A 26,124-nucleotide genomic window follows, 5' to 3' on the forward strand; every position below is an offset into this window, starting at 1 on the left:
ATGATTACGGTTTAGCCGTTTCTATTTTTACTCCAATGTCTTCAATCCCCGGTAGAATATCATTTCTCATGGCCTGCGTAAGCCCGATCTGATATTTTCCTTTTGCCGGAAATTTATAATTTAGTTTATACTGAAATAAAGTTTCCTTAGTGTCTCCGAAGCCTGTTCCCAACCATTCTCCATTGGGCTTAGCCAAAACATAATTCAGCGTATCAGTCTGCTTTTTTTTGGTTTGCAGGTCGGTGAGATTCACAATAAATCTAATATTGCTGTAAGGATATTCATTATTATTTCTTACAACAAATATAATATTTTTAGGATTTTGCGGATCTGAAATTTCAAGATTAAATTTCTGTTCACTTTTCTTATTCCATTTGTTATCAACAGAATTCATCATCACTTCTCCTTCTGAGGAAGAGTTGCAGCTAAAGAAAAGAATAAGCGATAGTAATCCTAAAATTTTACGCATTGTTATCTTTTTTTGGAGGAAATTTCTTTTTAAATTTTTTCTTGTTGGGAGTAGATTTTTTATCACCCTGAGAATCCATAGCAGCTTCTATCTTTTCCGGCTGAGGCTTTTGCTGTTGGTGGTTTCTTTGTTGCTTCTGCTGGTTGTTCGGATTTGGGTTTTGCTGTCTTTCCTGTTTCTGAGGTCTTTCGGATCTTTCAGAACGTTCCTGTCTTTCGGGTCTGTTATTGGTATTTTTTCTCTGTCCCTGATTTTGGTTGTTCTGATTGTTATTTTGCCTGTTCTGATTTCTGTTTCTGTTATTGCCTCTTCCTTTCTTTTCAAAACGGTCTACATTGTTCTCCTGAATCAGATCTATGCTTGCAAAAGGTGTTTCAGGTTGCTTCAGTTCTTCCAGAGGAAGTGTTTTTTCGCCACGTTTATTTTTTGCAATTAATTTTTTAACTAATTCAATATCAAAATCATACCATGCAATGGAATTGTCTACATAAGCAAACCACATTTTCTTTTTGAAAACGTCAATTTTAATGCAGAATGCGCGTCCTTTCTCTGTATCAAGCATTGTTGACGAAGAAGGGAAATTGCTCAATGCATCGAGGTAGCTGTCAAGTTCATAATTAAGGCAGCATTTAAGCTTACCACACTGCCCGGCCAGTTTCTGAGGATTGATACTCAATTGCTGATATCGTGCAACATTGGTATTTACCGATCTGAAATCCGTAAGCCATGTCGAGCAGCAAAGCTCTCTTCCGCAAGAGCCGATTCCTCCTACTTTTGCAGCTTCCTGTCTGAAACCGATTTGCTTCATGTCGATTTTCGTCCGGAATGCTCCGGCGTAATCTTTAATTAACTGTCTGAAATCTATCCGGTTATCTGCAGTATAATAAAATGTAATCTTCGATGCATCTCCCTGATATTCTACATCGGTGATTTTCATTTCAAGACCAAGACGATGCGCAATTTTTCTCGCTTCTATCTTTACGTTTTCTTCTTTTTTTCTGGCTTCCTGCCACACCTCAAGATCTTTCTGGTTGGCCAGCCTGTATATTTTAAGTAGAGAATCTTCAGAAAATCTTTTCTTTTTCATCTGAATCTTTACCAGTTCGCCGGTGAGACTTACCACACCTACATCATGTCCGGGACTTGATTCTACTGTTACTACACTACCTATGTGTAAAGGGAAATTATTTACATTTTTATAAAAGGATTTTCTGTCATTTTTAAACCTAACTTCAACAAAATCACACCTGTTCGGTGCGGGATTGCTGATGTCGGAAAGCCAGTCAAAAACACTTAATTTATAACTATTACCACAGGTATTTACATTTTCACAGCCATTCGCGGTCTTCTTGGGTCCGCAAGAATGTGCAGAATCGCCGGATGTTTTACATCCACAACTCATATATTATATATTTAATTTGCAAATTTATGATTTTTATCTTTATGAGGTCTAATATAATCAAATATTAAGAAAGATGGCTGTTTAGTTTTAAACAGACCCTGAATTTAGCTTTCTATTTTTAGTTTAATTTTCTTATACTGTTTTATTTATGTCACTTTTTAATGAAAATGCTATTTTAAACATAGTTTTATTTGTATTTATTGTTTAAAATTTTATGATTTATTAACAGGAGTAAGTAAAATAATTTTATATTTGGGTTAATATAATAATAGTCTATGAAAAAAATATTAATATCAACTGCTTTGTTGGCAGGAGTTTTATCTTATGCAGGAGGCTTCAGGGTTTCTTTGCAGGGCGTAAAACAACTGGCAATGGCACATACAAGCGCACACGCTGAAGATGCGAGTGTAACGTTTTTTAATCCTGCAGGGATGTCATTTATCCCTTCAAGGCTGAGTGTTGCAGCAGGTGGATTTGGTATAAGTTCTAAAGTAACCTATCAGAATCCTACGACGCTGGAGTCTTATTCCACAGATAACCCTATGGGAACTCCTATTTACGCGGCTGTGGCATATAAGGTCTTAGATAATCTTTCTTTAGGTTTTAATTTTTCTACCCCATACGGAAGTACTGTAGAGTGGCCGGATAACTGGGCAGGAAAAGAAATTGTACAAAATATTGAATTAAAAGCTTTTTATTTCCAGCCAATGGTTTCTGTAAAATTGTCTCCGTGGGTGTCGGTAGGAGCAAGCTATATTTATGCTAAAGGAAGCGTAGACTGGACGAAAGCAGTGACCCAGCTGGGCGGAACGTTAAATTTAAAAGACGATAAAGCTTCAGGACACGGTTTTGGTTTAGGTTTCTATTTCAGACCTGAGGATAAACTGGATATCAGTATTGCTTATCGCTCTCCGGTATATATGAATGCAGATAAAGGAAAAGCAACGTTCAATATTTCTCAGGCTCTTTATTCTTCCGTAAAAGTAGATGCCAACGGACAAGACAATTTTAAAGCTGTTCTTCCATTAGTTGATGAATATACTATTGGGGTGACCTATAAAATAACTCCGAAATGGCAGGTATCCGGTGATTTTAATTATTACGGATGGGAAAAATACAATAAACTGACATTAGACTTTGAAAATGCATTGGCAGGAAATCAGGTCGATGATCCTACAAAAAATGTTACCCCTAAAAATTTCCATAATTCAAAAGCTTTCAGAATCGGTACTCAATATATGATAACCGATAAGATTGCGGGGAGACTTGGATATTATCATGATGAATCTCCGTACTCCGACGACCATTTCAGTCCGGAGACTCCATCTTTTGATGCGAATGTGATTACCGGAGGTATTGGATTCAAATTAAATAGATTAGGTGTAGATCTTTCGGGAGCTTACAACTTCCAGAAATCCAGAGATATAAGCAACGCATTTTATAACTTTTACGGACAGGCTAAAGCAAAAGCATTTTACTTTGGGTTAGGTTTGTCTTATAACGCATTTTAATTTTTAATAAAGAATTATGAAAAAAATATTAATTTCTACATTCGCTATTTCAGCGTTGTTATTAAATGTAAGTTGTGACACAGAATTCGATACTGATGTAAATGATGTGGTGGTAACTTCTGGAGAGGCCAACTTTTCCAAATATGTATCATTAGGAAACTCTCTTACATCAGGATATAGAGATGGATCTCTTTATATAGACGGCCAAAACGAATCTTACCCTTCAATGATTGCGATGCAGATGAAACTTGCGGGTGGAGGAGATTTCAAACAGCCGTTGATGCCAAATAATGTGGGAGGCTTCAGTAATCTTACAGGCTTTCCTGGAAAATTGGTCCTTAGTGTGGTAAATGGGTCTTTGACACCAGTAGCATCCGCACCGGCAGCTACACTTGATAATATTTCTTCAGGAGCTCCTTATCAGAATTTAGGGATTCCAGGAGCAAAATCTTTCCATTTGGGAATTACCAGCTATGGATCACTTAATCCTTATTATTCAAGATTTTCTACAGGGGTGAGTCCTGTAGCGGCTGCAGTGGCTCAAAATCCCACTTTCTTCTCTTTATGGATCGGAAATAATGATATTTTAAGTTATGCAACAAGTGGTGGTGTTGGAGTAGATCAAACGGGAAATCTTAATCCTGCCACTTACGGATCTAATGATATTTCTGATCCTAATGTAGTCGCATCCAGTATCAACTCTTACGTAACAGCTCTTACAGCGAACGGGGCAAAAGGAGTCATTGCTAATATCCCAAGTGTAACAACAATTCCTTTCTTTACAACGGTTCCTTACAATCCGTTAACTCCGGCTGCTTTAGGTGCTAATCTTAATACGCTCAACACAAGTCTATACGGGCCGCTTAAACAGGCACTTACCGCTTTTGGAGCAGGGGATAGAATTAATCTTTTATTTTCTACTGCCGCAAACCCTGTTTTGATTAAGGATGTTTCTTTGCCAAATTTATCTGCGCAGCTTACTGCAGCGCTTACACCATCTTTAGGAGCTCCTACGGCAGCTGCTTTCGGGCAGATTTACGGACAGGCTAGACAGGCAACAGCAGAAGATTATATACTACTTACTACAAGAGCAGTGATAGGAGCTACAAATCCTAGTGCTCCATCTGCAATTAATGTGTACGGTATTTCTTATCCTTTAGAAAATCAGCATGTACTCACAAAATCTGAAGCTGCAAGCGTAAAAACAGCTATGGATGCATATAATGCTTCTATTAAATCTATTGCAGATGCTAAAGGGCTTGCATTTGTAGATGCCAATGCTAAAATGGTAGAACTAAATTCCCAGTCCGGAATTTTGTATGACGGAATAAGATATACTGCCAAATTCGTAACCGGAGGTACATTCTCTCTTGACGGGGTTCATCTTACAGGAAGAGGATATGCAATTGTAGCCAACGAATTTATTAAAGCAATCAATGCAAAATACAAATCTACATTACCACAGGTAAATCCAAATAATTATTCCGGAGTCAAATTCCCGTAATAACACTTTGAATAAAAACTTAGAAACCACAAGATATATTCTTGTGGTTTTTTTTAAATTTGCAAAATCTTTTAAAAAGTAAAAATGGCCCACCAGTTAAGTTATCTATTTTGTACAAGGACGAGCAAGGACTTGGCAGAGAAAATTGCCCATCATTATGGGAAGGAATTAGGAAAAATCAATTTTCAAACCTTCAGTGACGGAGAATTTGAACCGGTATTAGACGAATCCGTAAGAGGAGGCAGGGTTTTCCTGATTGGTTCTACCTTTCCGCCGGCGGATAATCTTTTAGAACTTCTGCTGATGATTGACGCGGCAAAAAGAGCTTCTGCGAAAAGCATTACCGTAGTGCTTCCTTATTTCGGACTTGCCAGACAGGATAGAAAAGACAAACCAAGAGCGCCGATCGGTGCAAAGCTTGTAGCCAATCTTTTAACGGCTGCGGGAGCAACAAGAGTAATGACCATGGATCTTCATGCTGACCAGATCCAAGGATTCTTTGAAATTCCGGTAGATCATTTATATGCATCTACAATTTTCGTAGATTATATCCGCAATCTGAATCTTGAAAACCTTACGATTGCTTCTCCTGATATGGGAGGTGCTAAAAGAGCAAAAAACTATGCCGGCCATCTTGGAGCGGATGTAGTAATTGCCTATAAAGAAAGGAAAAAAGCAAATGTTGTAGAAGAAATGTTCCTTATCGGAGATGTTGTAGGCAAAAATGTGATCCTTATTGATGATATGATCGATACCGCAGGAACACTTTGCAAAGCAGCAGATATTTTGATCGAGAAAGGAGCAAAAACGGTGAGAGCTATGGCAACTCACGGAGTGCTTTCAGGAAAAGCTTATGATAATATCGAAAACTCGAAATTATTGGAAGTTATTGTAACTGACTCAATTCCTGTGAAAAATAATTTGTCATCTAAAATAAAAGTGCTATCTTGCGCCCCATTATTTGCGGACGTTATGAAGATGGTGCACGAGCATCAATCAATTAGTAGTAAGTTTATTATCTAATTGATTTTCATTAGATTGCAAATTTGGTTTTAAACAATTTTTTAAATTTTTATAAATGAAATCTATTACAATTCAAGGTACAAAAAGAGAAAGCGTGGGCAAAAAGTCTACAAAAGCTTTACGTGATGCTGAATTAGTTCCTTGTGTTGTTTACGGAGGTGGTGAGCCATTGAACTTCTCTGCAGAAGAGAGAGCATTCAAAGGTTTGGTATATACTCCTGAAGCACACACGGTATCTATTGAGGTTGATGGTCAAACAATTCCGGCTGTTCTTCAGGATATTCAGTTTCACCCGATTACAGACAAAATCCTTCACGCAGACTTCTATCAGCTAGCTGACGATAAGCCTGTTATCATGGAAGTTCCTGTAAGAATCACTGGTCGTTCAAAAGGTGTTGTAGCTGGTGGTGTTCTTCGTCAGTCTTTCAGAAAATTGAAAGTAAAAGCAATTCCTGCTAACTTACCTGATGAAATCGTTGTGGACGTTACTCCGCTAAGAATCGGTAACAAACTTTATGTTGGAGGTATCAAAACTGAAGGATATTCTTTCATGCACCCGGACAATGCAGTTGTTGTAGCTGTTAAGATGTCTAGAAATGCAATGAAAGGAGGTGCAGCAGCAATGGATGATGAAGATGAAGAAGAAGGAGCGGCTCCGACAGAAGAAACTTCTGCAGAATAAGAATTTCTTATTTAAACAATATAGAAACCTGTCATTTTTGGCAGGTTTTTTTTGTTTTAAAAGTAAAAAACCTCTGCGTTTTATAGTGAAACGTCTTTGTATTAGAATGCTTTCAATAGTTAAAATAATTTAGTGATAATGGTCCAAATTTTAGTTTTTTATAATTAATAACATGGCTATCATTTGCTGAGTTTAATGCCCTTGCGAACTAAAATATTTCACAATTAATTATCAATGACTGACGATCTTTAGCGTTAGAAAGAAAAATAAATATCTAATCCATCGAATCTTTCTATCAACCACGAACTATTAACCATCAACCACAATCCGAAAAAAAGCCGTAAATTTGAAGAGTTCTAAATAAGAGCGTTTTAATTTAAATTTTTAATAAATGTTTGACATTCAGGAAATCAGAAGTCAGTTTTCTATATTAAATCAGGAAGTGAACGGTAAACCATTGGTTTATCTTGATAATGCGGCTACATCACAGAAACCAAATTCCGTTTTGGAAGTATGGAATGGATATTATACAGAGATTAATGCGAATGTGCATCGTGGAATTCATACATTAAGTCAGTTGGCTACTGAAGAGATGGAGCTTTCGAGAAGGAAAATCCAGAAATTCATTAATGCAAAACATGATTTTGAAGTAATTTTTACCAAAGGAACCACAGAAGGATTAAATCTTATCGCTTATATTTTAACCCAAAAGTTAAAAAAAGACGATGAAATTATTATCTCTTATCTGGAGCATCATTCCAATATCGTTCCTTGGCAGATGCTTTGTGAAAGGACAGGAGCTAAATTAAGAGTTATTCCGATGGATGAAAACGGAATTCTTCAGCTTGATGTTTTTGAGACCTTTTTAAGTGAGAAAACGAAAGTGGTTTCTGTAAATCAGGTTTCTAATGCCTTGGGAATTGTTAATCCGATTGAAGAAATCATTGCAAAAACAAGAAAAAATACAGATGCCTATATCGTAATCGACGGAGCGCAGTCAGCACCGCACTTTATCATTGATGTTCAGAAAATGGATTGCGACTTTTTTGTTTTCTCGGGACACAAAATGTATGCACCGATGGGAACAGGAATTTTGTACGGAAAACAGGTGATTCTTGAAGATTTACCGCCGTTTCATGGAGGAGGTGAAATGATCGCTACTTGTTCTTTTGATGGGACAACATACGCAGGTCTGCCATTTAAATATGAAGCCGGAACACCAAATGTGGGAGGAAATATTGCTTTGGGAGCTGCTGTGGATTTTATCCAAAAAGTCGGTCAGGAGAATATTCAGAATCACGAAAATGCTTTACTGGAATATGCACAAAGAAAGCTTCTGGAGCTTGAAGGAATAAAAATTTATGGTGAAAAAGCTGTCAGAACCGGGGTTGTTTCCTTTAATCTGGAAGGGGTTGGTATTGCTTCCGATGTTGGAATGATCCTTGATAAACTTGGAATTGCCGTGAGAACGGGGCATCACTGTACGCAACCAATAATGGATTTTTTCAATATTGCAGGAACGGTAAGAGCGAGCTTTGCATTGTATAACACCTTTAATGAAATCGATTTATTAATTGAAGGCGTGAAAAAAGCACAGAGAATGCTTAGCTGATTTTAAATTTGTATAAAATATAAGTATGGCCGGAAAATAACTCCGGCCATTTGTTTTAATTATAAGTTTAGCTGACTCCCGAATCGCACATTTCAACAGGCACGAGGCAGGATGTTGATGTACAGGGGTTTCCTGTTGGGATTTGCAGGCAACATGCATGATATCCATTGTACGTAATGTGATACGTATTCGGAGGGCATGTGTGTCCGCCCAGAACCTGCTTTAAGTCTTCTCTCTGAAGTTTTTTTAGATTTTTCATAATGATTTGTTTGTTAGTGATTTGTAATTAGTCACTAATTTATGAAAAAAAATAATAACACCATATCTTTAATTAAAATTATTACCTTTCTTCTTCATCAATTGATTGAAAAAAATATTTTTAAAAGTTTTTTCTCTAACCTGTAACCTTTTAAGATTTTCACTGTCTTACTAATAGAAACAAATAATTTATGAAACTTTTGTTCGGAAATAAAAAAGATGATTTGCTCAGCCGTCTCAAAAAACAGGATCCGGCTGCACAGAAAATTTTTTATGATCAGAATGTAAAGAAATACCTGAGTGTCAGCAGAAGTTATATAAACGATCTTTATCAGGCTGAAGACTGTGTGATAAAAGCATTTTGCAAAATTTTTAAAAGTATTGAAAGTTTTCGAGGTGAGGGAAGTTTTGAAGGATGGGGGAGAAGAATAATAGTGAATGAGTGTCTTAATTTTATTAAAAGTCATAAGACCGTTTTTTATCTGGAGGATATCAACCCCAATTATCCCGAAGAAATTCAGGAAGAATTTATTGATTTTAATTTTAATGCGCAGGAGCTTTTAGATCAGCTTCCCGATGCTTACAGAATGGTTTTTAACCTCTATGTCCTTGAAGACTACTCGCATCAGGAAATTGCGGACGCATTACAGATTTCTACAGCAGTAAGCAAAACCCAGCTGTTTCGGGCTAAGGAGAAAATGAGGAAAATCTATCATCAGCAACAAAAAAAAATACAAAATGAAAACAGATAAAAATACAATAGAATATCAAGTCAGAAAACAAATTGAAGAAAGGGAAATCGCCCCTTCGCGGAACCTTTGGTCAGAAATAGAAAGTCAGACGAAAATGAAATCTTCCGGATCAAGAGTTAACTGGTTTCTGATGGCAGCGTGTCTGGTTTTAACATTCAGTTTAGGTGCTGTTTTGTTCTTTAATGAAGAAAATGGACAAATCAATAAAAATAAAATGACGGCTCACGTTATTGATGCTGTATCGCAGGATATTAAGCTTGAGGAGAAGATTAAAAGTAATGATTCGTATATATACAATAAACCTAAAACAGAGACTTATGAAAAAAATATAGTTTCTGTTGAAAAAGCTGAAATGTCTGATATTCCGGAAGCCCTAGAACAAAAAGAATTGCCGTTAATCAATAAACATATTACAGTTACAGCGGCACCTGTACTGCAAGATAAAATTATTGCCCAGGCAGATTCTGCAAAGATCCCTGCAAAAACAAGAAAATATACCGATCCTTCTACTTTGCTTTTTTCTATTGAACATAAAGATGCCATAGAACAAACTAAAGGAACGAGCAATGTTGCTTCTATCGAAATAATAGAAAAATAAACGTTAAAAAAATAAAAAATTAATATTATGGTCAAAAAAATTATCATGATGGCTTTCGCGTGCATTTTATTCAATAATGTATATGCTCAGTCGAAATGGTCTTTCAGCCTTCCGGCTTCCAAAGAAAACGAGAAAATAAGTCCTATTGTAAAGGAAAAAGTAGATGATTACGCCAAGAAAATTGACGAGATTATTCAGGAAGAAAAAAAAATGATGGAAGAAGAACTGATTGCTCTTCAAAATAAAAATTTAGATAAAGCCGATTTTGATTTGCAGAAAAAAGAAATTGCCAACCGTTATTCCGAGAAAATCGACAAAAGAATTGCAGACCTGGGATTTGACCTCGATTCAGTGATAGAAAAACAGGTGAAATATTCACTATTGAATTCAGATGTAACTTCAAATGAGGAAATTAGAGCTAAAATATTAGAGAAATATCGTCCGAAAAAGAACTTTTCCAGCTATTTTTCTTATGGAATTATGAATCTTACCAACGATTTGCCAGATAATGAACTTGATAAAAACATTGGATATGCAAGTAATCTGGAATTTGGGTTAAATTTTAACTACCACTTCAGCAGAACAAGCCACTTTGGGTTACTTTCAGGAATCAGGTTTTCATGGAGAACACTTCGCCTTGACAATAATCTTTACTTTAATAAAGATTCTGAAGGAAATGTTTATCTCGATAAATATGGAAAAAGTCTTGATAAAAATAAGTTAAGAACGGGTTATATCATCGTTCCTTTAGGATTACAGTATAATTTTTCCAGGCTGAAAGATGCAGGGATGGACATTAAATACAGAAACTTCAGAGACGGATTTAAAATGGCGGGATATTTTTATGGCGGAGTTAAAATGTCTACCAACAATATCATAAGTGGCGACGGCCCAGATTTCAGGGATAGAGGGAACTATCAGGTAAATCCGTTTGTGTTTGGCGCTCAGTTTACCGTTTCGTACGACGACTTCAGTATTTTCGTGAAAAAAGATTTTACAAACTACTTTAAAGGTGGGAACTTTTCTAACGACAAAGCGCTTGTTTTCGGAATTTCCCTCGGGTTGTAATGTAGTTTAAATTTTTAACCATTTCATATATAACAAAAACGCCGTGAAATAATTTCATGGCGTTTTTTTACAATATTAACGGATAAATTTAATTCTTTATTTCAGACTTCCTACCATGTTTTCAGGTTTCACCCATTCATCAAATTGTTCTGCTGTGAGAAGTCCCAGATTTACAGCTTCTTCTTTTAATGTCGTTCCGTTTTTATGGGCAGTTTTTGCAATTTTTGCTGCATTTTCATATCCGATATGCGTATTTAAAGCAGTAACAAGCATTAATGACTTATCAACAAGTTCTTTGATTCTGTCATGATTAGGCTCAATTCCCACAGCGCAATGATCGTTAAATGAAATACAGGCATCAGCAATCAACTGAGCCGACTGTAAAAAATTATAAGCCATTACAGGTTTGAAAACATTAAGTTCATAATTTCCCTGTGTTCCTGCGAAGGAAATCGTGGTGTCATTTCCTAAAACCTGTGCGCAAACCATTGTCATTGCTTCATTTTGCGTAGGATTCACTTTTCCTGGCATAATGGATGATCCAGGCTCATTTTCTGGAATGTGAATTTCACCAATTCCCGAGCGCGGTCCGGAAGCGAGTAATCTGATATCCTGGGCAATTTTAAACAATGAAACAGCGAGTTGTTTTAAAGCGCCATGAGATTCAACAATGGCATCGTGGGCGGCCAGTGCTTCAAACTTATTTTCTGCTGTTACAAAAGGATGATTGGTAAACTTAGAAATATATTCAGCGACTTTTACATCGTAACCTTTCGGAGTGTTCAGTCCGGTTCCTACTGCAGTTCCTCCCAACGCCAGTTCGGAAAGGTGAGGAAGTGTATTTTTTAAAGCTTTTATTCCGTAATTCAGCTGGGCAACGTACCCGGAAAATTCTTGTCCTAAAGTCAGAGGAGTTGCATCCATTAAATGTGTTCTCCCGATTTTAACAATATCTTTAAACGTTTCTGATTTTTGTGCTAAAGTATCTTTCAGTTTTTCAACCGCAGGAATGGTAATTTCAACCACTTTGCGATAAGCTGCGATATGCATTGCCGTTGGATAGGTATCGTTGGACGACTGGGATTTATTAACATCATCATTAGGATGAATTTCAGATTTTTCTCCCAATATTCCGCCATTGTTTACATGGGCACGGTTTGAAATTACTTCATTTACATTCATATTTGACTGCGTTCCTGAACCCGTTTGCCAGATTACGAGAGGAAATTGGTCATTCAGTTTTCCTTCTAATATTTCATCACATACTTTTGCGATCATATCTCTTTTTTCGGCAGGAAGAACACCTAAATCGGCATTAGTAAAAGCAGCCGCTTTTTTCAGATAGGCAAATGCTTCAATGATTTCATGAGGCATAGATCCCTCGGAACCAATTTTGAAGTTGTTTCTGGATCTTTCGGTTTGTGCGCCCCAGAATTTATCTGCAGGAACCTGCACTTCGCCCATGGTATCTTTTTCTATTCTGTAATTCATTATGATGGAAATTTTTAATTTAATCAAAAAGGCACAAAAAATTCATTTTAAATTTTAAGATTAGTTTTAACAATCGGTAAACCTCAAAAATGAAAATCTTTGATTTTCACTGATGTGTTCTTTATTTCCAAAGGTTTTTAACTTAAAACTTATATGACTAATGTGTCAAAAATCTTTTGTGACTTTTGTGGTTTAAAAAGTTTTCCTAAAGTTAATCATTACCTGAAACATTCGCAATTTATAATCATTATAAATATCAATCTAAGTGTCTGATTTTACTCATGTTTTTTCGCGATGTTTTATTTTTGCAACCAAATAAAAAGAAGAATGGAATTTAGATATCAGGATCCGTATCCTATTCAGAAGGATGATACGGTGTATAAGAAACTTACATCAGATTATGTAAAAGTTGAACAACTCGGTAACAGAGAAATTTTAACGATTGATCCAAAAGGCTTGGAGCTTCTTGCAGAAGAAGCGATGGCGGATGTTTCTTTTATGCTTCGTTCTTCACATTTGGAAAGTCTCAGAAGAATTATTGATGATCCTGAAGCTACCGATAATGACAGATTTGTAGCATATAATTTACTACAGAATGCGGCAGTGGCTGCTGAAGGAGCTTTACCTTCCTGCCAGGATACCGGAACTGCAATTGTGATGGGGAAAAAAGGAGAAAACGTTTATACAGGTGTGGATGACGGTGAATATTTAAGCAAAGGAATCTATAATACCTATCAGAGAAGAAATTTAAGATATTCTCAGGTGGTACCTTTGACGATGTTTGATGAGAAAAACTCGGGATCAAACCTTCCTGCGCAGATCGATATCTATGCTAAAAAAGGAGATTATTACGAGTTTTTATTCTTAACAAAAGGAGGAGGTTCTGCCAACAAAACTTTCCTTTATCAAAAGACTAAATCTTTACTGAACGAAAAATCTCTTGAAGAATTCATTAAAGAAAAAATCTCAGATCTTGGAACGGCAGCTTGCCCGCCTTATCACTTGGCTTTAGTGATTGGGGGAACTTCTGCGGAAGCAAATTTAGCGGCTGTGAAAAAAGCATCTGCAAAATATTACGACAACCTTCCTACCGAAGGAAACGAAGCTGGTCAGGCGTTCAGAGACCTGGAATGGGAAGCGAAAGTTCAGAAAATCTGTCAGGAAAGTGCTATCGGAGCACAGTTTGGCGGAAAATATTTAACGCACGATGTCAGAGTAATCAGACTTCCTCGTCATGCTGCATCTTGTCCTGTGGGAATGGGAGTTTCGTGCTCAGCAGACAGAAATATTAAAGGAAAAATTACAAAAGAAGGTATTTTCCTTGAGCAGCTTGAAGAAAATCCTAAGAGATTTTTACCAGATACGCCTCCACACCTGGAAGAAGCTGTTGAAATTGATCTTAATAAGCCAATGTCTGAAATTCTGGCGGAACTTTCTAAATATCCTATCAAAACAAGATTAAAACTTAATGGAACCTTAATCGTTGCAAGAGATATTGCGCACGCAAAAATCAAAGAGATTCTTGACAGCGGAAAACCAATGCCGGAATATTTTAAAAATCATCCAATCTATTACGCAGGACCTGCAAAAACTCCGGAAGGAATGGCGTCTGGAAGTTTCGGGCCTACGACAGCAGGAAGAATGGATGTTTATGTTGATGAATTCCAGAGCCATGGCGGAAGTATGATTATGCTCGCCAAAGGAAACAGAAGTAAAGATGTTACCAATGCCTGCGGAAAATACGGAGGTTTCTATCTGGGTTCTATCGGAGGTCCTGCGGCTATATTGGCTAAAGACAATATTCTTTCCGTTGAAGTTGTGGATTTCCCGGAGTTAGGAATGGAAGCGGTAAGAAAGATTGAAGTAAAAGATTTCCCGGCATTCATCATTACCGATGATAAAGGAAATGACTTCTTTGCTGATTTGGCACATTAAAAGATAGAAAAGACAGATAGATAAAAGACGAATAGAGAATAGATGAATAAGAGTAAAGCTATGTAATCTATCATCTGTTTTTCTATGATCTCTTAGTCTTTTAAATTAAAATAAAAATAAATAATAAAATAGGACACATATCTTTTGTATAAAAAAATAAAAAGTCCTATTTTTGCCTAAAATCTTTAAGAAAAATGATAACGATTTTATCAGCATTTTGGCCGTTTTACCAGTTCCTTTGGACTGTATTTTTCATAATTATGTTCCTTGTAGGATTCTGGTGTATTTTCATGTTCTTCGGATTTGTAATTCCTTTATGGCTAACGGAAGGCTTGAAAGAATACTTCGGTAAAGTGAAGCCTTTTGATCCTGAAGAAGTAAGAAGCAAAATGGTGTATGAGCAGGAAGGAGTAGAAGTTATCTACAACGAGCCAAAAGGTCATGGTCCTTTCATTCACGATCATAGCCACGACAACCACGGACATCATTAATTGATTGTCATTGTTTTTCCACATGAATTCCGGAAAAACAATATCAAAGCAAAACAACATATATTAAAACCACTTATCTCGATAAGTGGTTTTTCTGATTTTTACTCATTTCTGAATTTTTCCGGAGAGATGCCGAATTTCTTTTTAAAGGCTCTCGTAAAATTTTGAACATACTCATAACCACATTCTATAGCGATTTCTTTAATCATAATGTCATTATTGATAATTAGTTTCTTGGCTTTCAGCATTCTTAATTCAGCAATATAATCGTTGACGGTCATCTGATATTGAGCTTTGAATTCCTTTCTGATTTTATTCTGATTGATACCAATGATATTACCGATTTCCTCTACTTTAATATTTCTGTGGTAATTTTCGTCAACAAATTTTTTAATCATCGAGGGAATTTTAGGATTCTCCCTGAAAGTATTTTTTTCACCAAACTGTTCGAAAATCAGCATTAAAAGTTTAATTATTTTTGCTTCAATAAACAATTTCCTCAGCATTCCCTTTTTAGAATAACTTATGATTTCATTTAAGATCATATGCATTTCAACTGTCATGAATGGCGGAGTCTGTTGATGAAGGAAAATATAATTGTTCCGGATCATCCTTTCCAGAGTCTCTTCATTTTCTTTGTCGGAATCAGGATTGATGAGGTTAAATATATATTCATAGTCAATTTGTATGTGTAAATACTTGAGCGGTTCAACATTTTCTGACCATAGTTCGGCCGAGCCTTCTGCACGGGAATAATGAAGTATATATTGATTTTTTTTGAATGACAATTTCGTTCCGCAGTCTTGTGCTTTAAGAATAATATTTGAACTCAGGAAAAAAAGCAGATTAAAACTCGACTGTCCTTCTATTATGTCAGATTGGTGAATTTTTTCAGAGATAAAACCTTCCTGAAACAAAATTTTAATGGCTTCTGATCTGAATAATAATTCTTTATGCGACAGATTCTTCATAATACTACAGTTGAATAGAGGTATATATCAGATAACAAAAAGTTCGGAAATGATTATTCGAGCTTATATATCTAAAGTATTTTTGCACAAAATTAATTATAATTTAGAATAAATAAAAATAATAATTTGTTATGTGTAGAAAAATATTTTTTAAAATACGTAGTGCCAGCCTGGCTTTATTGTCATTAGCTGCGACCTGTGCATACGCCCAACAGTGGGAAGATGTAGGCGGTTTGACGACTGTTTCTGCCGGAGGAAGTAGTTTCAACAATTTGGTAATAAATAATGGAAAGTACTATATTTCGTACTATGACACATCTGTAATGAAAGGTTCTGTTCAGGCTTTTGATGGAAGTTCCTGGTCATACGTAGGAGGTAGCCCTGGAATTACAAATAGCTACGCAACTTATAATTCTTTATTATCGGCACCGAATGGAAATATCTATTATACTAATCAGGGTAGCGGCCTGGAAGTAAGACAATTCGACGGATCTGCGTGGACGCAGCTGCCAAGTGCGACAACATCTGCTATTAATTATCATGCTTCAGCAGTTTCGCCTTCGAATGTTCTGTTTACATATTCCACAGACAATTCCGGAAGTGTTCGGCGATATATCAACGGTGTGTGGGAGCAGGTAGGAAATGTCGGTTTTTCCAACGGAGCTACTTTTGCTGAAATGGTAATCGGGACAAACAATAAAGTCTATACCTGTAATGTATCCGGAGGAGTGAGGGTTTATGAGAATACAACGACCGCAACAACTTCAGACAATTGGGTACTTGTGGGAGGCAATATTGTGGATGCAGCTTCTGCGAGTGAACAGTATAATTCTGATATAGCGATTGATGTTAATAATAATCTATATGTTGCATATGTTTCCAATTCTGCAAACGGACAAAAGCTAAACGTGAAAAAGTTCAACGGAACAAGTTGGATACAATTGGGAAATGCCAACTTTTCAGAGGGAAAGGTTCAGCATGTGGCAATTGCGGTGAGCGCATCAGGAAATCCTTATGTTGTGGCAAGCCGTTGGGAAAATGATGATTTTTTAAAGAATAAAGTTTATTACTTAAATACTGCATCCCAAACATGGGAGGTGCTTGGCGGAAGTTTTATTTCAGACGGTCAGGCTACTTATAATGATCTTGCTTTTGATAATTTTAATAATGCTCTTGTGCTGGCATATTCCCAAAATGGAACAAAGGTGAAAAGGTTTTCCTTAAATCCGGTTTGTAATAATACAGACCCGGGAACCAATACAGGTGATCTGGGTTGCGTGACATTTATCTATAACGGACACGATGTAAGTTACGCTACAGTAAGAGGTGCTGACGGAAAAATATGGTTACAGCAGAATTTAGGAAGTTCCCGCGTTGCGACATCGTTAGATGATGCAGATTCATTTGGAGATCTTTTCCAGTGGGGAAGATGGGATGACGGACATCAGTTGAGGAATTCTGCCACCACGACAGCTCCTTCTGCGAATTCGCCTGACGGGCTTTCAGGAATCAGCTCTTTTATTTTAGGATCAGGTTCGGCATCATGGTGGGCTACCAACGCCACGAGTGATGCCTGGAATGCTTCCTCGTTATCTGAAATTACTTCAGCTGTTGGTGTAGATCCATGCAAAACTGTCGGGCAAGGCTGGAGACTTCCTACTCCTGCAGAATGGACTGCACTGGTAGGTGCCGAAGGGATAGGAAACCCCGCTACAGCATTTGCAAGTTATCTTAAATTACCCGCTGCCGGCTACCGAAGCAATACGACCGGCGGATTTACCTATGAAGGAACAAGAGGTTATTATTGGAGTTCGGGGACAGCCAACAGCGGAGGAAAATATCTTTACATAGGATCGTCTATCGCTAACCCTGGAGCAGGCGCTCCCAGAGGGCAGGGAGAATCGGTGAGATGTATAAAAGATTTTTCAGGTCTGGCAACGTCTGATATCCATCTTAATACGAATTCAGTTGCGGTCTATCCTAATCCCACAAAAGGAATTTTAAATATTAAAACAGATTCTTCTGTTGAAACGGTAAAAGTAACAAATCTTGTCGGTCAAAATATCAATGTTCGTTTTTCCCAAAATAAGGTTGATCTTCAGGAGCTTCCGAACGGAATTTATATTGTAGAGGTGAAATTAAAAAACGGACAAATATTATCAAAAAAAATAATAAAAAATTAGAGTTAAATATTAAAATTCTTTGAATAGTTCATTTAAATTACATAGTGAATCCGGCGCGGGACGAAGTCCCGCGCCGGATTCCATTTTTATAAAACATAATTAACCAGAATATTTATATCGAAATACATTTCAATCTGTTGCATAATATTCTAATACGTTAAAATTTATCTTAAGAAGTCAACTTCTCTAAAAATAAATTACTTTAGTATTATCAATTAAAAATATTTATGAAAAAACTTTATTCCGGTATTTTACTGCTTATGATCGCTATAATATCAGGTCAGATAAGCTATACCATTACTCCAAATCCTTTTAATGAAACGGATGCTGTAACACTAACCATTCCAGGAAGCCAGATTGACGAATCAGCGTGGGGAATTTCAAACAATGCAGTTTATATTTGGTCGTGGTCTTTAGATACCAATTATCAGAATAGTCAGGATTGCCCTACCAATGGAAGCTGGAACAACTCCAATGAGCTCAATAAGCTTAGTTACAATGCTACTGCTGACACCTATTCTTTATCATTTACGCCAACAACATTTTATGGGAGAACGGGAATCGGAAGACTTGGCTTTTTGTTGAAGGATAAAACAGGAGCACATCAGACTACAGATGTTTTGGTAAACGTAGGAATTCTGAATATAAGCATGACCAATCCTGCGGCAAACAGTCTCACATCAGTGCCATCCGGAAATTCCATTAATATTTCCGCTACGACAAATGTTAATGCAACATTTCAGCTCAAGGCCAACGGATCTGTAATAAATACAACTTCCACACCTTCGACTTCTTATTCTTACAGCTACACGGTAACCGGAGATGCCAATATGGAACTCATTGCAACAGATGCCAATTCAAATACAAAAAATGCCACATTCATCCTTCAGGTTCCCAGAAATGTGGTTTCTGAAGCCATTCCAAGCTGGATCAGACAAGGGATAAATTATCATCCAACAGATCAGACAAAAGTAGGACTTGCATTGTATGCACCATTCAAAAATTTCGTTCACGTCATCGGAAGTTTCAATAACTGGACGGTAAACGATACTTATCTCATGAAAAGAGATACCACCAATCCGGATCTGTACTGGATTGAATTAACGGGTCTTACTCCTCAGCAATTATATACTTTTCAATACCGAACGAATGATCTTAGAAAAGTAGCAGACCCGTATTCTCCACAGATTTTGTCTTCCTATGACGATCAGTGGATCACATCTTCAACTTACCCGAATTTACCGGTATTTCCTGCCGGACAAGGTTTTGAAGTTTCTATGTTTAAAACCGGGCAGACCCCTTACAATTGGCAGGTCGCAAATTTCCAGAGGCCGTCAAAAGAGAATCTTGTAGTTTATGAGTTGTTGCTGAGAGATTTTACGCAGGAAAAAAATTGGCAGTCATTAATTAATAAAATCAATTATTTAAAAGGTTTAAATATTAACGCTGTTGAACTAATGCCTATCATGGAATTTGAAGGAAATCTATCATGGGGATACAATACGTCTTTCCATTATGCTTTAGATAAAGCGTATGGAACTCCTGAGAAATTCAAAGAATTCGTTGATCTTTGCCATCAGAATGGTATTGCTGTTATTTTAGATGTTGCTTTTAATCATGCAACAGGTCGTTCGCCATTAGTAAGACTATGGAATGTAGATCCGGATGGCGACGGTTATGGTGATGTTGCCTCCAATAACCCATATTTCAATACAGTACCGAAACATTCATATAATGTATTCAATGATTTCAACCATACAAGTACTTCAACTAGATATTATGTTGAAAGGTGTCTTCAACAATGGCTGACGGAATATCATATCGATGGCTTCCGTTGGGATCTTACCAAAGGATTTACCCAAAGTTGCTCTGAAAATGATGAGACCTGCACCAATTCCTACCAGCAGGACCGGGTAGATATTTTGAAATATTATGCAGATCGCCAGTGGGCAATTGATCCGAATTCCTATATGATTTTTGAGCATTTGGGAACGGATGCAGAAGAACAACAATGGGCGAATTACAGGATCGCGGAAGGAAAAGGAGTGTTGCTATGGAATAAACAAACAGATCCTTATAACCAGAATACAATGGGTTACAAGGAAAACAGCAATTATGACAGGATGAATCATTCGCTTCACGGCTTTACCAATATGTCGGCGGTTGGTTATGGTGAAAGTCATGATGAAGAACGGTTAATGTTCAAAAATCTATCCTATGGCGCAATAAACGGAAGCTACGATGTAAAAAATCTTAATACGGCTTTAGATAGAATGAAAGCTTTCGGGGCAACATTTTTCACCATTCCAGGTCCCAAAATGATCTGGCAGTTTGGTGAGCTGGGTTATGAATTCAGCATCAATAGATGTAGCGACGGGTCTATAAATTCCGGATGCAGAACAGATGAAAAGCCGATTGCGTTTAATCTAGGCTATGACACTGATGTAAACAGAAAAGCAGTCTATGACACTTGGGCGAAGATTATTAATTTCAGGAATTTGTATCCGGTTTTTAAATCAAAAACATATTCTGTTGAGTCTAATAATCTTACTAATGATCCGAACGGGCTTATCACAAGGATTTACGTGTACGACAATACCATTACAAACGGAGTGAAAAACATTGTAGTACTGGCAAATTATACCACTGCTGCACAAAATGTTGTTCCGTATTTCCCATATACCGGACAGTGGCAGAATCTGATGGATACTACGGTTTCAAACGTTACTTCTACAACGGCAACCATCACATTGCAGCCCGGAGAATTCAGGATTTTTGGAAACTACACAGGAAGCTTATCTACATTTGACGAAAATGCAGCATTCAAGTTATCTTTACAAGTCGCCGATAATCCTGTAAAAAATAATATGGCAAAATTAATTTATCATAAAGCTAAAAATGGAGAAATCAGAATCTACGATATGAGCGGTAAAATGCTTGATAGTTTTAAACTGAAAAATGAAGACGGAACCTATGAATTAAAAATAAACTATCCGCCGGGAACATATCTTGTTCATTTAACATCTGATTCAGGAATTGCTATCCAGAAGATGATTATAAAATAAAATTTTAAAGACCGTAATTGCGGTCTTTTTTCTTTTTAAAAAGGCTATAAATTGATAATCGATACTCATTTCTTCCGAAATTAGCACATCTACAAATCAATCCGTATCTTTGCCAACTAAATTTTTACTATGTCTAAGAGTTTAATTCCAAAATTAGAAGCTATAAAACAAAGATATAATGAGGTGGCAGACCTTATTATTCAGCCTGATGTTATTTCAGATCAGAAAAGATATTCTTCTCTGAACAAAGAATATAGTGATTTGGGGAAAATTGTAAGAGTTTACGATCAATATAAAGGTGCTTTGGATACGATTGAAGAATCCGACGAGATTATTGCTGACGGATCCGATAAAGATTTTGTGGAATTAGCAAAAATTGAGAAAAACGAAGCTTTGGAAAAAATTCCCGGCCTGGAAGAAGAATTAAAAGTATTGTTGATTCCGAAAGATCCTGCAGATGATAAAAACGTGATTGTGGAACTTCGTGCCGGAACCGGTGGTGATGAGGCGGCGATTTTCGTTGAAGATATTTACAGAATGTATTCCATGTATTTCAAAACAAAAGGTTGGAGACATGAGGTGACAGATTCTAACGAAGCGGCAAAAGGCTACAAGGAACTCATCATGAAAGTGGAAGGAGAAGGTGTTTACGGAATCATGAAATTTGAGTCCGGTGTTCACAGAGTGCAGCGTGTTCCGGAAACCGAGTCCCAAGGTAGGGTTCATACTTCCGCTATTACGGTGGCTGTTCTTCCGGAAGCCGAAGAGGTGGATTTTGAACTGAATCCCGCGGATATCGAAATGCAGACTTCCAGATCTGGAGGTGCCGGAGGTCAGAACGTAAACAAGGTTGAAACCAAAGTTCAGCTGACGCATAAACCATCAGGATTGGTAGTGGTTTGTCAGCAGGCACGTTCTCAGCTGGCCAACCGCGAACTGGCAATGGAAATGCTGAGAACCAAACTCTACGATATCGAGCTTCAGAAAGTTCAGGGCGATATTGCCGCCCAGCGTAAATCGATGGTTTCTACGGGAGACCGTTCCGCAAAAATCAAAACGTACAACTATCCTCAGGGAAGAGTTACGGATCACCGTATCAACAAATCCATGTATAATCTTGATGCTTATATGAACGGAGATATTTCTGAAATGATCGATGCGGTTATCATGGCAGAAAATGCCGAAAAAATGAAAGGCGAAGAAGAAAATTTATAAAATCTTTATCATAAAATCTTTGTTAAGCCTCTGGTAACAGAGGCTTTTTTATTAATGGATACTTAATTCTGAAAGATTATATTTGCAAAAAATATTTAACACTAATACATTTAAATCATTAGATAAAACTAATTCTCCATGAAGAAATACTACTTTTTACTGCTTTTAGCAATTTCATATTTTACGACAGCGCAGACCTTCAGCTTGGATGCTTCTTTTGGTGAAAGCGGATATAGAAAAATCAATAGTACGACACTCTCAGATGCGATTATGCTGCCGGACGGACAGTTTTTGACGGCATACAACTCAAGTTCCCATATTAACATCAATAAAATCAATCAAAATGGAGCGGTGGATGCGGCTTTTGGAACAAAAATAATTGATATAGACAGCTACAGTTCAATTGATGAAAGCGAATCTGTGAAAAAGATGGTTTTGCACAACAATAAGATAATTATGATCGGAAGAGCTAATGCAAACCCTACTTACAGCTTGTATAATCTTTTTATTTTAAGAATGAATTTAGACGGAACTTTAGATACTACTTTCGGGACAAATGGCTTTACAAAGATCCCATGGGGACAGTATGGTACAGCAGATGACATCGTTGTCGATGATACCGGAAACAGCTATGTACTTGGCTACAACATGGGTAATTTTATATTGAAATTTAATGCTAACGGAATCAAAGATAATAGTTTCGGAACTAATGGAAGTCTGGCGCTAGGTTCTTTTGATCCGAGAAAATTGTATCGTCAAAATGACGGAAAATTTGTATTGGTAGGTTCAAAAAAGAATACTTCTACCAACATCAATGAGTCGTATATTGAAAGAAGATTAGCAGATGGAACCTATGACACCGCATTTGGCAACAATGGAAGCGTCATTGTTCCAAGTAATATGAATACTGTGATAAGCAATTTTGAATATGACTATGCAAACAATACCATTCTGCTTTTGCATTCTGCCTCAGATGGATATGACAGTGTATTTTTGTCTAAAATCCAAATCTCGGATGGTGCATTTGTCACCGGATTCTCAAACGGAGGAAGAACACCGAACTATTCATTTACAAACGCCCCTCGTCTATATATGTCACAGATTAAAGTGCTTCCCAATTCCAAAATAGTGGTGATAGGAAATGTAAGCAATTTCTGGACAGCCAATATTAATATGCAATTAATCTTAATGAGATTTAATGGCAATGGTACAATTGATTATTCAGCATCATCCAATGGCTACCAGATATTTAATACGACACCGCCGTCAACAGGAGTAAAAGCCGAAGACATTCAAAGACTGTTCGTTCTCGATGAAGGTTCATTCGTTCTCAGCTATTCCGGAAGTAGTGGTGGAGTGTATGGCTATTCAAGTTATTTAACCAAATTTACCGGTGCTTTTTTAGGAATGAACGATACCGCTGTTGACAGAAGCCAAAGTTCATTGATACTGTACCCGAATCCTGTTGGAAATACATTTACCATTCAAAACAAAAATAAAGGAAATGACAGTTTTGAATACAGAATTTTCGATGTTTCAGGAAGAATAGTGCAAATTGGAAGTTCCAAGTTCAATGCAGAAACAAATATTCAGGAATTACAAAAAGGCAACTACATCATTCAGACAGAGGCGAAAGGTGAGAGGCAATCATTAAAGTTTATCAAAAACTAATATTCCCGGAAAAATTCTATAAAGCTGTCAGTCTGATCTGATGGCTTTTTTTATTTAAACAGATTCCTTATTTTTGGGAAAATAGCTTAATATGAAATTCAGACCAATATTACTAACCGCCGGAGTCTTGTTTTCGGCGACATTCTATTCACAAAAAATGATGTATCCCAAAGCATTAAAAGGAAAGCAAACCGATAATTATTTCGGAACTGCTGTTGCAGACCCGTTCAGAGATCTTGAAAATGATTCTGAAGCTACCAAAAAATGGGTTGACGAAGAAGTGAAACATAGCCAGGATTATCTTGCAAAAATCCCTTTCAGAGAAGAAATCAGGAAACAACTCACTGATATTTGGAACTACGAAAAAATTTCTGCTCCTTTCAAAGAAGGTGATTATACTTATTATTATAAAAATAACGGACTACAGGCACAATCTGTACTTTACAGAACCAACAACAAAACGAAAGAAACAGAAGTCTTTTTAGATCCGAATAAATTTTCAGACAAAGGAACAACCTCACTTTCCCAATTGTCTTTTAACAAAAAAGGAAACCTCGCCGCATATTCTATTTCAGAAGGAGGAAGTGACTGGAACAAGATCATTATCATAGACGCTTTATCTAAAAAACAGATCGATGAAACGCTAGTAGATGTAAAGTTCAGCGGAATTTCCTGGCAGGGTGATGAAGGTTTCTATTATTCAAGCTACGACAAACCGAAAGAAGGAACCGTACTTTCCGGCATGACCGATAAGCATAAAGTCTATTTTCATAAGTTAGGAACAAAGCAGTCCGAAGATCAATTGATTTTTGGAGGAGATAAAACACCGAGAAGATATTTGGGAGCAGGAGTATCTGAAGATCAGAGATATCTTATTATTTCGGCAGCAAACGCTACCAACGGAAATGAATTATACATAAAAGACCTTAAAAACGGAGGAGATTTTGTGCAGATTAATAAAGGTTTTGATATCAACGCCGATATAGTCGATACACAAGGAGACGATCTTTATATTTTTACCGATAAAGATGCACCGAATATGCGCTTGGTGAAGACCTCCATTAAAAACTCGACTCCTGAAACATGGAAAGATGTAATTCCGGAAACGGAAAATGTCTTGGGAATCACAACAGGCGGAGGATATTTCTTTGCTACCTATATGGTGGATGCGATTGATCAGGTAAAACAATACGACAGAGCAGGAAAAATGATCCGTGAAATTACACTTCCCGGAAAAGGAAATGTTTCTGGTTTTGGAGGAAAGGAAAACGAGAAAGAATTGTATTTTTCATTCACCAATTATATTACACCGGGAACAACGTATAAATTCAACGCAGATTCCGGAAAATCTGAGATTTACCAGAAGCCGAAGGTGAAATTTAATCCTGACGATTATGTCTCTGAACAGGTTTTCTACAACTCAAAAGACGGAACGAAAATCCCGATGATGATTAACTATAAAAAAGGAACTAAGCTCGATGGTAAAAATCCTACAATTTTATATTCTTACGGAGGTTTTAATATCAGTTTGCAGCCTGCATTCTCTGTAGTCAATGCCATCTGGATGGAAAACGGTGGTATTTATGCCGTTCCGAACATCCGTGGAGGTGGTGAGTATGGGAAAAAATGGCATGATGCCGGAACAAAAATGAATAAGAAAAATGTATTCAACGATTTCATCGCTGCCGGAGAATATTTGCAGCAGAAAGGATACACTTCCAAACAGTTTATGGCTCTTTCGGGAAGATCAAATGGAGGACTGCTGGTGGGTGCAACAATGACGATGCGTCCCGATCTGGCAAGAATCGCTTTCCCGGGAGTTGGCGTGTTGGATATGCTGAGGTATAATAAATTCACAGCCGGAGCTGGCTGGTCGTACGATTACGGAACCGCTGAAGACAGCAAAGAAATGTTTGAATATTTAAAATCCTATTCTCCTGTTCATAATGTAAAAGCCGGAACATGCTATCCTTCCACCATGATTATTACCAGCGATCATGATGACAGGGTGGTTCCTGCGCATTCTTTCAAATTCGGAGCTGAGCTTCAGGAAAAGCAGGCATGCGATCATCCGATTCTTTTAAGGATTGAAAAAAATGCAGGTCACGGAGCAGGCAGATCTACAGATCAGGTGATCGGAGAAAATGCAGACTTGATTTCTTTCGCTTTATTTGAAATGGGGATTAAAAATTTAAAGTAAAAAGATTAAAAAATTATAAAAAA

Annotated in this window: 20 protein-coding genes; 15 read left to right on the forward strand and 5 right to left on the reverse strand. The window is 37.0% G+C overall.

What is annotated here, in order from left to right; genetic code table 11:
• Positions 1-4: 4 nt before the first annotated feature.
• Complete coding sequence (locus BLR30_RS10365; RefSeq protein WP_089857962.1) at positions 5-469, reverse strand: gliding motility lipoprotein GldH; 465 nt, start codon at positions 467-469, stop codon at positions 5-7.
• Positions 462-1,871 (reverse strand): PSP1 domain-containing protein, encoded by a 1,410-nt coding sequence (locus BLR30_RS10370; RefSeq protein WP_089857965.1) that lies wholly within the window; start codon positions 1,869-1,871, stop codon positions 462-464. Before BLR30_RS10370 ends, BLR30_RS10365 begins: the two co-directional genes overlap by 8 nt.
• A gap of 275 nt (positions 1,872-2,146) precedes the next feature.
• On the opposite strand from BLR30_RS10370, the gene BLR30_RS10375 reads away from it, so the two are divergent.
• From BLR30_RS10375 to BLR30_RS10395, 5 genes are all read left to right on the forward strand, one after another.
• Entirely contained in the window at positions 2,147-3,382 is a 1,236-nt protein-coding gene (locus BLR30_RS10375; protein ID WP_089857970.1) for an OmpP1/FadL family transporter, read from the forward strand.
• A 16-nt stretch (positions 3,383-3,398) separates the two neighbouring features.
• Entirely contained in the window at positions 3,399-4,886 is a 1,488-nt protein-coding gene (locus tag BLR30_RS10380) for a G-D-S-L family lipolytic protein (protein ID WP_089857974.1), read from the forward strand.
• An 84-nt stretch (positions 4,887-4,970) separates the two neighbouring features.
• Positions 4,971-5,909, forward strand: coding sequence for a ribose-phosphate pyrophosphokinase (locus BLR30_RS10385; protein WP_089857977.1), 939 nt, complete (start codon positions 4,971-4,973; stop codon positions 5,907-5,909).
• Between the two features lie 55 nt (positions 5,910-5,964).
• Entirely contained in the window at positions 5,965-6,591 is a 627-nt protein-coding gene (locus BLR30_RS10390; protein WP_089857980.1) for a 50S ribosomal protein L25/general stress protein Ctc, read from the forward strand.
• A 391-nt stretch (positions 6,592-6,982) separates the two neighbouring features.
• Positions 6,983-8,203 (forward strand): aminotransferase class V-fold PLP-dependent enzyme, encoded by a 1,221-nt coding sequence (locus BLR30_RS10395; protein WP_089857985.1) that lies wholly within the window; start codon positions 6,983-6,985, stop codon positions 8,201-8,203.
• Positions 8,204-8,270: 67 nt separating this feature from the next.
• Here the strand turns inward: BLR30_RS10395 and BLR30_RS10400 are convergent, their stop codons facing one another.
• On the reverse strand, positions 8,271-8,462 hold the full coding sequence (locus BLR30_RS10400) for a bacteriocin-like protein (RefSeq protein ID WP_089857988.1): 192 nt from the start codon (positions 8,460-8,462) through the stop codon (positions 8,271-8,273).
• A 190-nt stretch (positions 8,463-8,652) separates the two neighbouring features.
• Between BLR30_RS10400 and BLR30_RS10405 the strand changes: the two genes are divergently transcribed.
• The 3 genes from BLR30_RS10405 to BLR30_RS10415 are packed head-to-tail and all read left to right on the forward strand — an operon-like array spanning position 8,653 to position 10,879.
• Positions 8,653-9,213 (forward strand): RNA polymerase sigma factor, encoded by a 561-nt coding sequence (locus BLR30_RS10405; RefSeq protein WP_089857995.1) that lies wholly within the window; start codon positions 8,653-8,655, stop codon positions 9,211-9,213.
• Positions 9,200-9,811, forward strand: a complete 612-nt coding sequence (locus BLR30_RS10410) for a hypothetical protein (protein ID WP_089857997.1) — start codon at positions 9,200-9,202, stop codon at positions 9,809-9,811. Before BLR30_RS10405 ends, BLR30_RS10410 begins: the two co-directional genes overlap by 14 nt.
• 27 nt (positions 9,812-9,838) lie before the next feature.
• The gene (locus BLR30_RS10415) at positions 9,839-10,879 is read left to right on the forward strand and encodes an outer membrane beta-barrel protein (RefSeq protein WP_089858000.1); all 1,041 of its coding nucleotides are present in this window, start codon (positions 9,839-9,841) and stop codon (positions 10,877-10,879) included.
• 96 nt (positions 10,880-10,975) lie between these two features.
• Here the strand turns inward: BLR30_RS10415 and fumC are convergent, their stop codons facing one another.
• Positions 10,976-12,370: a class II fumarate hydratase gene (gene fumC / locus BLR30_RS10420; protein ID WP_089858003.1), complete on the reverse strand. Its 1,395-nt coding sequence runs from the start codon at positions 12,368-12,370 to the stop codon at positions 10,976-10,978.
• Positions 12,371-12,697: 327 nt separating this feature from the next.
• Between fumC and BLR30_RS10425 the strand changes: the two genes are divergently transcribed.
• Both BLR30_RS10425 and BLR30_RS10430 read left to right on the forward strand, forming a co-directional pair.
• Complete coding sequence (locus BLR30_RS10425; RefSeq protein ID WP_089858006.1) at positions 12,698-14,305, forward strand: fumarate hydratase; 1,608 nt, start codon at positions 12,698-12,700, stop codon at positions 14,303-14,305.
• Between the two features lie 194 nt (positions 14,306-14,499).
• Positions 14,500-14,796 carry a hypothetical protein gene (locus BLR30_RS10430; protein ID WP_175443642.1) on the forward strand — a complete coding sequence of 99 codons (297 nt, stop codon included), beginning with the start codon at positions 14,500-14,502 and terminating at the stop codon, positions 14,794-14,796.
• A gap of 101 nt (positions 14,797-14,897) precedes the next feature.
• Here BLR30_RS10430 and BLR30_RS10435 read toward each other — a convergent pair whose 3' ends face one another.
• Entirely contained in the window at positions 14,898-15,767 is an 870-nt protein-coding gene (locus BLR30_RS10435; RefSeq protein ID WP_089858009.1) for a helix-turn-helix domain-containing protein, read from the reverse strand.
• A gap of 131 nt (positions 15,768-15,898) precedes the next feature.
• On the opposite strand from BLR30_RS10435, the gene BLR30_RS10440 reads away from it, so the two are divergent.
• From BLR30_RS10440 to BLR30_RS10460, 5 genes are all read left to right on the forward strand, one after another.
• Positions 15,899-17,950 carry a T9SS type A sorting domain-containing protein gene (locus BLR30_RS10440; protein ID WP_089858012.1) on the forward strand — a complete coding sequence of 684 codons (2,052 nt, stop codon included), beginning with the start codon at positions 15,899-15,901 and terminating at the stop codon, positions 17,948-17,950.
• Between the two features lie 227 nt (positions 17,951-18,177).
• The gene (locus tag BLR30_RS10445) at positions 18,178-21,015 is read left to right on the forward strand and encodes an alpha-amylase family glycosyl hydrolase (protein WP_089858015.1); all 2,838 of its coding nucleotides are present in this window, start codon (positions 18,178-18,180) and stop codon (positions 21,013-21,015) included.
• A gap of 129 nt (positions 21,016-21,144) precedes the next feature.
• Positions 21,145-22,230 carry a peptide chain release factor 1 gene (prfA, locus tag BLR30_RS10450; RefSeq protein ID WP_089858019.1) on the forward strand — a complete coding sequence of 362 codons (1,086 nt, stop codon included), beginning with the start codon at positions 21,145-21,147 and terminating at the stop codon, positions 22,228-22,230.
• A 138-nt stretch (positions 22,231-22,368) separates the two neighbouring features.
• Complete coding sequence (locus BLR30_RS10455; RefSeq protein ID WP_089858022.1) at positions 22,369-23,901, forward strand: T9SS type A sorting domain-containing protein; 1,533 nt, start codon at positions 22,369-22,371, stop codon at positions 23,899-23,901.
• A gap of 91 nt (positions 23,902-23,992) precedes the next feature.
• Positions 23,993-26,101 (forward strand): prolyl oligopeptidase family serine peptidase, encoded by a 2,109-nt coding sequence (locus BLR30_RS10460; protein ID WP_089858025.1) that lies wholly within the window; start codon positions 23,993-23,995, stop codon positions 26,099-26,101.
• Positions 26,102-26,124 lie beyond the last annotated feature (23 nt).

Source organism: Chryseobacterium taeanense (assembly GCF_900099685.1).
Classification (GTDB): Bacteria; Bacteroidota; Bacteroidia; order Flavobacteriales; family Weeksellaceae; genus Chryseobacterium; species Chryseobacterium taeanense.

Bases quoted from the DNA above. Each gene is read 5' to 3' on its own strand.
- BLR30_RS10365 (WP_089857962.1), bottom strand. From the start codon at position 469: ATGCGTAAAATTTTAGGATTACTATCGCTTATTCTTTTCTTTAGCTGC.
- BLR30_RS10370 (WP_089857965.1), bottom strand. From the start codon at position 1,871: ATGAGTTGTGGATGTAAAACATCCGGCGATTCTGCACATTCTTGCGGA.
- BLR30_RS10375 (WP_089857970.1), top strand. From the start codon at position 2,147: ATGAAAAAAATATTAATATCAACTGCTTTGTTGGCAGGAGTTTTATCT.
- BLR30_RS10380 (WP_089857974.1), top strand. From the start codon at position 3,399: ATGAAAAAAATATTAATTTCTACATTCGCTATTTCAGCGTTGTTATTA.
- BLR30_RS10385 (WP_089857977.1), top strand. From the start codon at position 4,971: ATGGCCCACCAGTTAAGTTATCTATTTTGTACAAGGACGAGCAAGGAC.
- BLR30_RS10390 (WP_089857980.1), top strand. From the start codon at position 5,965: ATGAAATCTATTACAATTCAAGGTACAAAAAGAGAAAGCGTGGGCAAA.
- BLR30_RS10395 (WP_089857985.1), top strand. From the start codon at position 6,983: ATGTTTGACATTCAGGAAATCAGAAGTCAGTTTTCTATATTAAATCAG.
- BLR30_RS10400 (WP_089857988.1), bottom strand. From the start codon at position 8,462: ATGAAAAATCTAAAAAAACTTCAGAGAGAAGACTTAAAGCAGGTTCTG.
- BLR30_RS10405 (WP_089857995.1), top strand. From the start codon at position 8,653: ATGAAACTTTTGTTCGGAAATAAAAAAGATGATTTGCTCAGCCGTCTC.
- BLR30_RS10410 (WP_089857997.1), top strand. From the start codon at position 9,200: ATGAAAACAGATAAAAATACAATAGAATATCAAGTCAGAAAACAAATT.
- BLR30_RS10415 (WP_089858000.1), top strand. From the start codon at position 9,839: ATGGTCAAAAAAATTATCATGATGGCTTTCGCGTGCATTTTATTCAAT.
- fumC (WP_089858003.1), bottom strand. From the start codon at position 12,370: ATGAATTACAGAATAGAAAAAGATACCATGGGCGAAGTGCAGGTTCCT.
- BLR30_RS10425 (WP_089858006.1), top strand. From the start codon at position 12,698: ATGGAATTTAGATATCAGGATCCGTATCCTATTCAGAAGGATGATACG.
- BLR30_RS10430 (WP_175443642.1), top strand. From the start codon at position 14,500: ATGATAACGATTTTATCAGCATTTTGGCCGTTTTACCAGTTCCTTTGG.
- BLR30_RS10435 (WP_089858009.1), bottom strand. From the start codon at position 15,767: ATGAAGAATCTGTCGCATAAAGAATTATTATTCAGATCAGAAGCCATT.
- BLR30_RS10440 (WP_089858012.1), top strand. From the start codon at position 15,899: ATGTGTAGAAAAATATTTTTTAAAATACGTAGTGCCAGCCTGGCTTTA.
- BLR30_RS10445 (WP_089858015.1), top strand. From the start codon at position 18,178: ATGAAAAAACTTTATTCCGGTATTTTACTGCTTATGATCGCTATAATA.
- prfA (WP_089858019.1), top strand. From the start codon at position 21,145: ATGTCTAAGAGTTTAATTCCAAAATTAGAAGCTATAAAACAAAGATAT.
- BLR30_RS10455 (WP_089858022.1), top strand. From the start codon at position 22,369: ATGAAGAAATACTACTTTTTACTGCTTTTAGCAATTTCATATTTTACG.
- BLR30_RS10460 (WP_089858025.1), top strand. From the start codon at position 23,993: ATGAAATTCAGACCAATATTACTAACCGCCGGAGTCTTGTTTTCGGCG.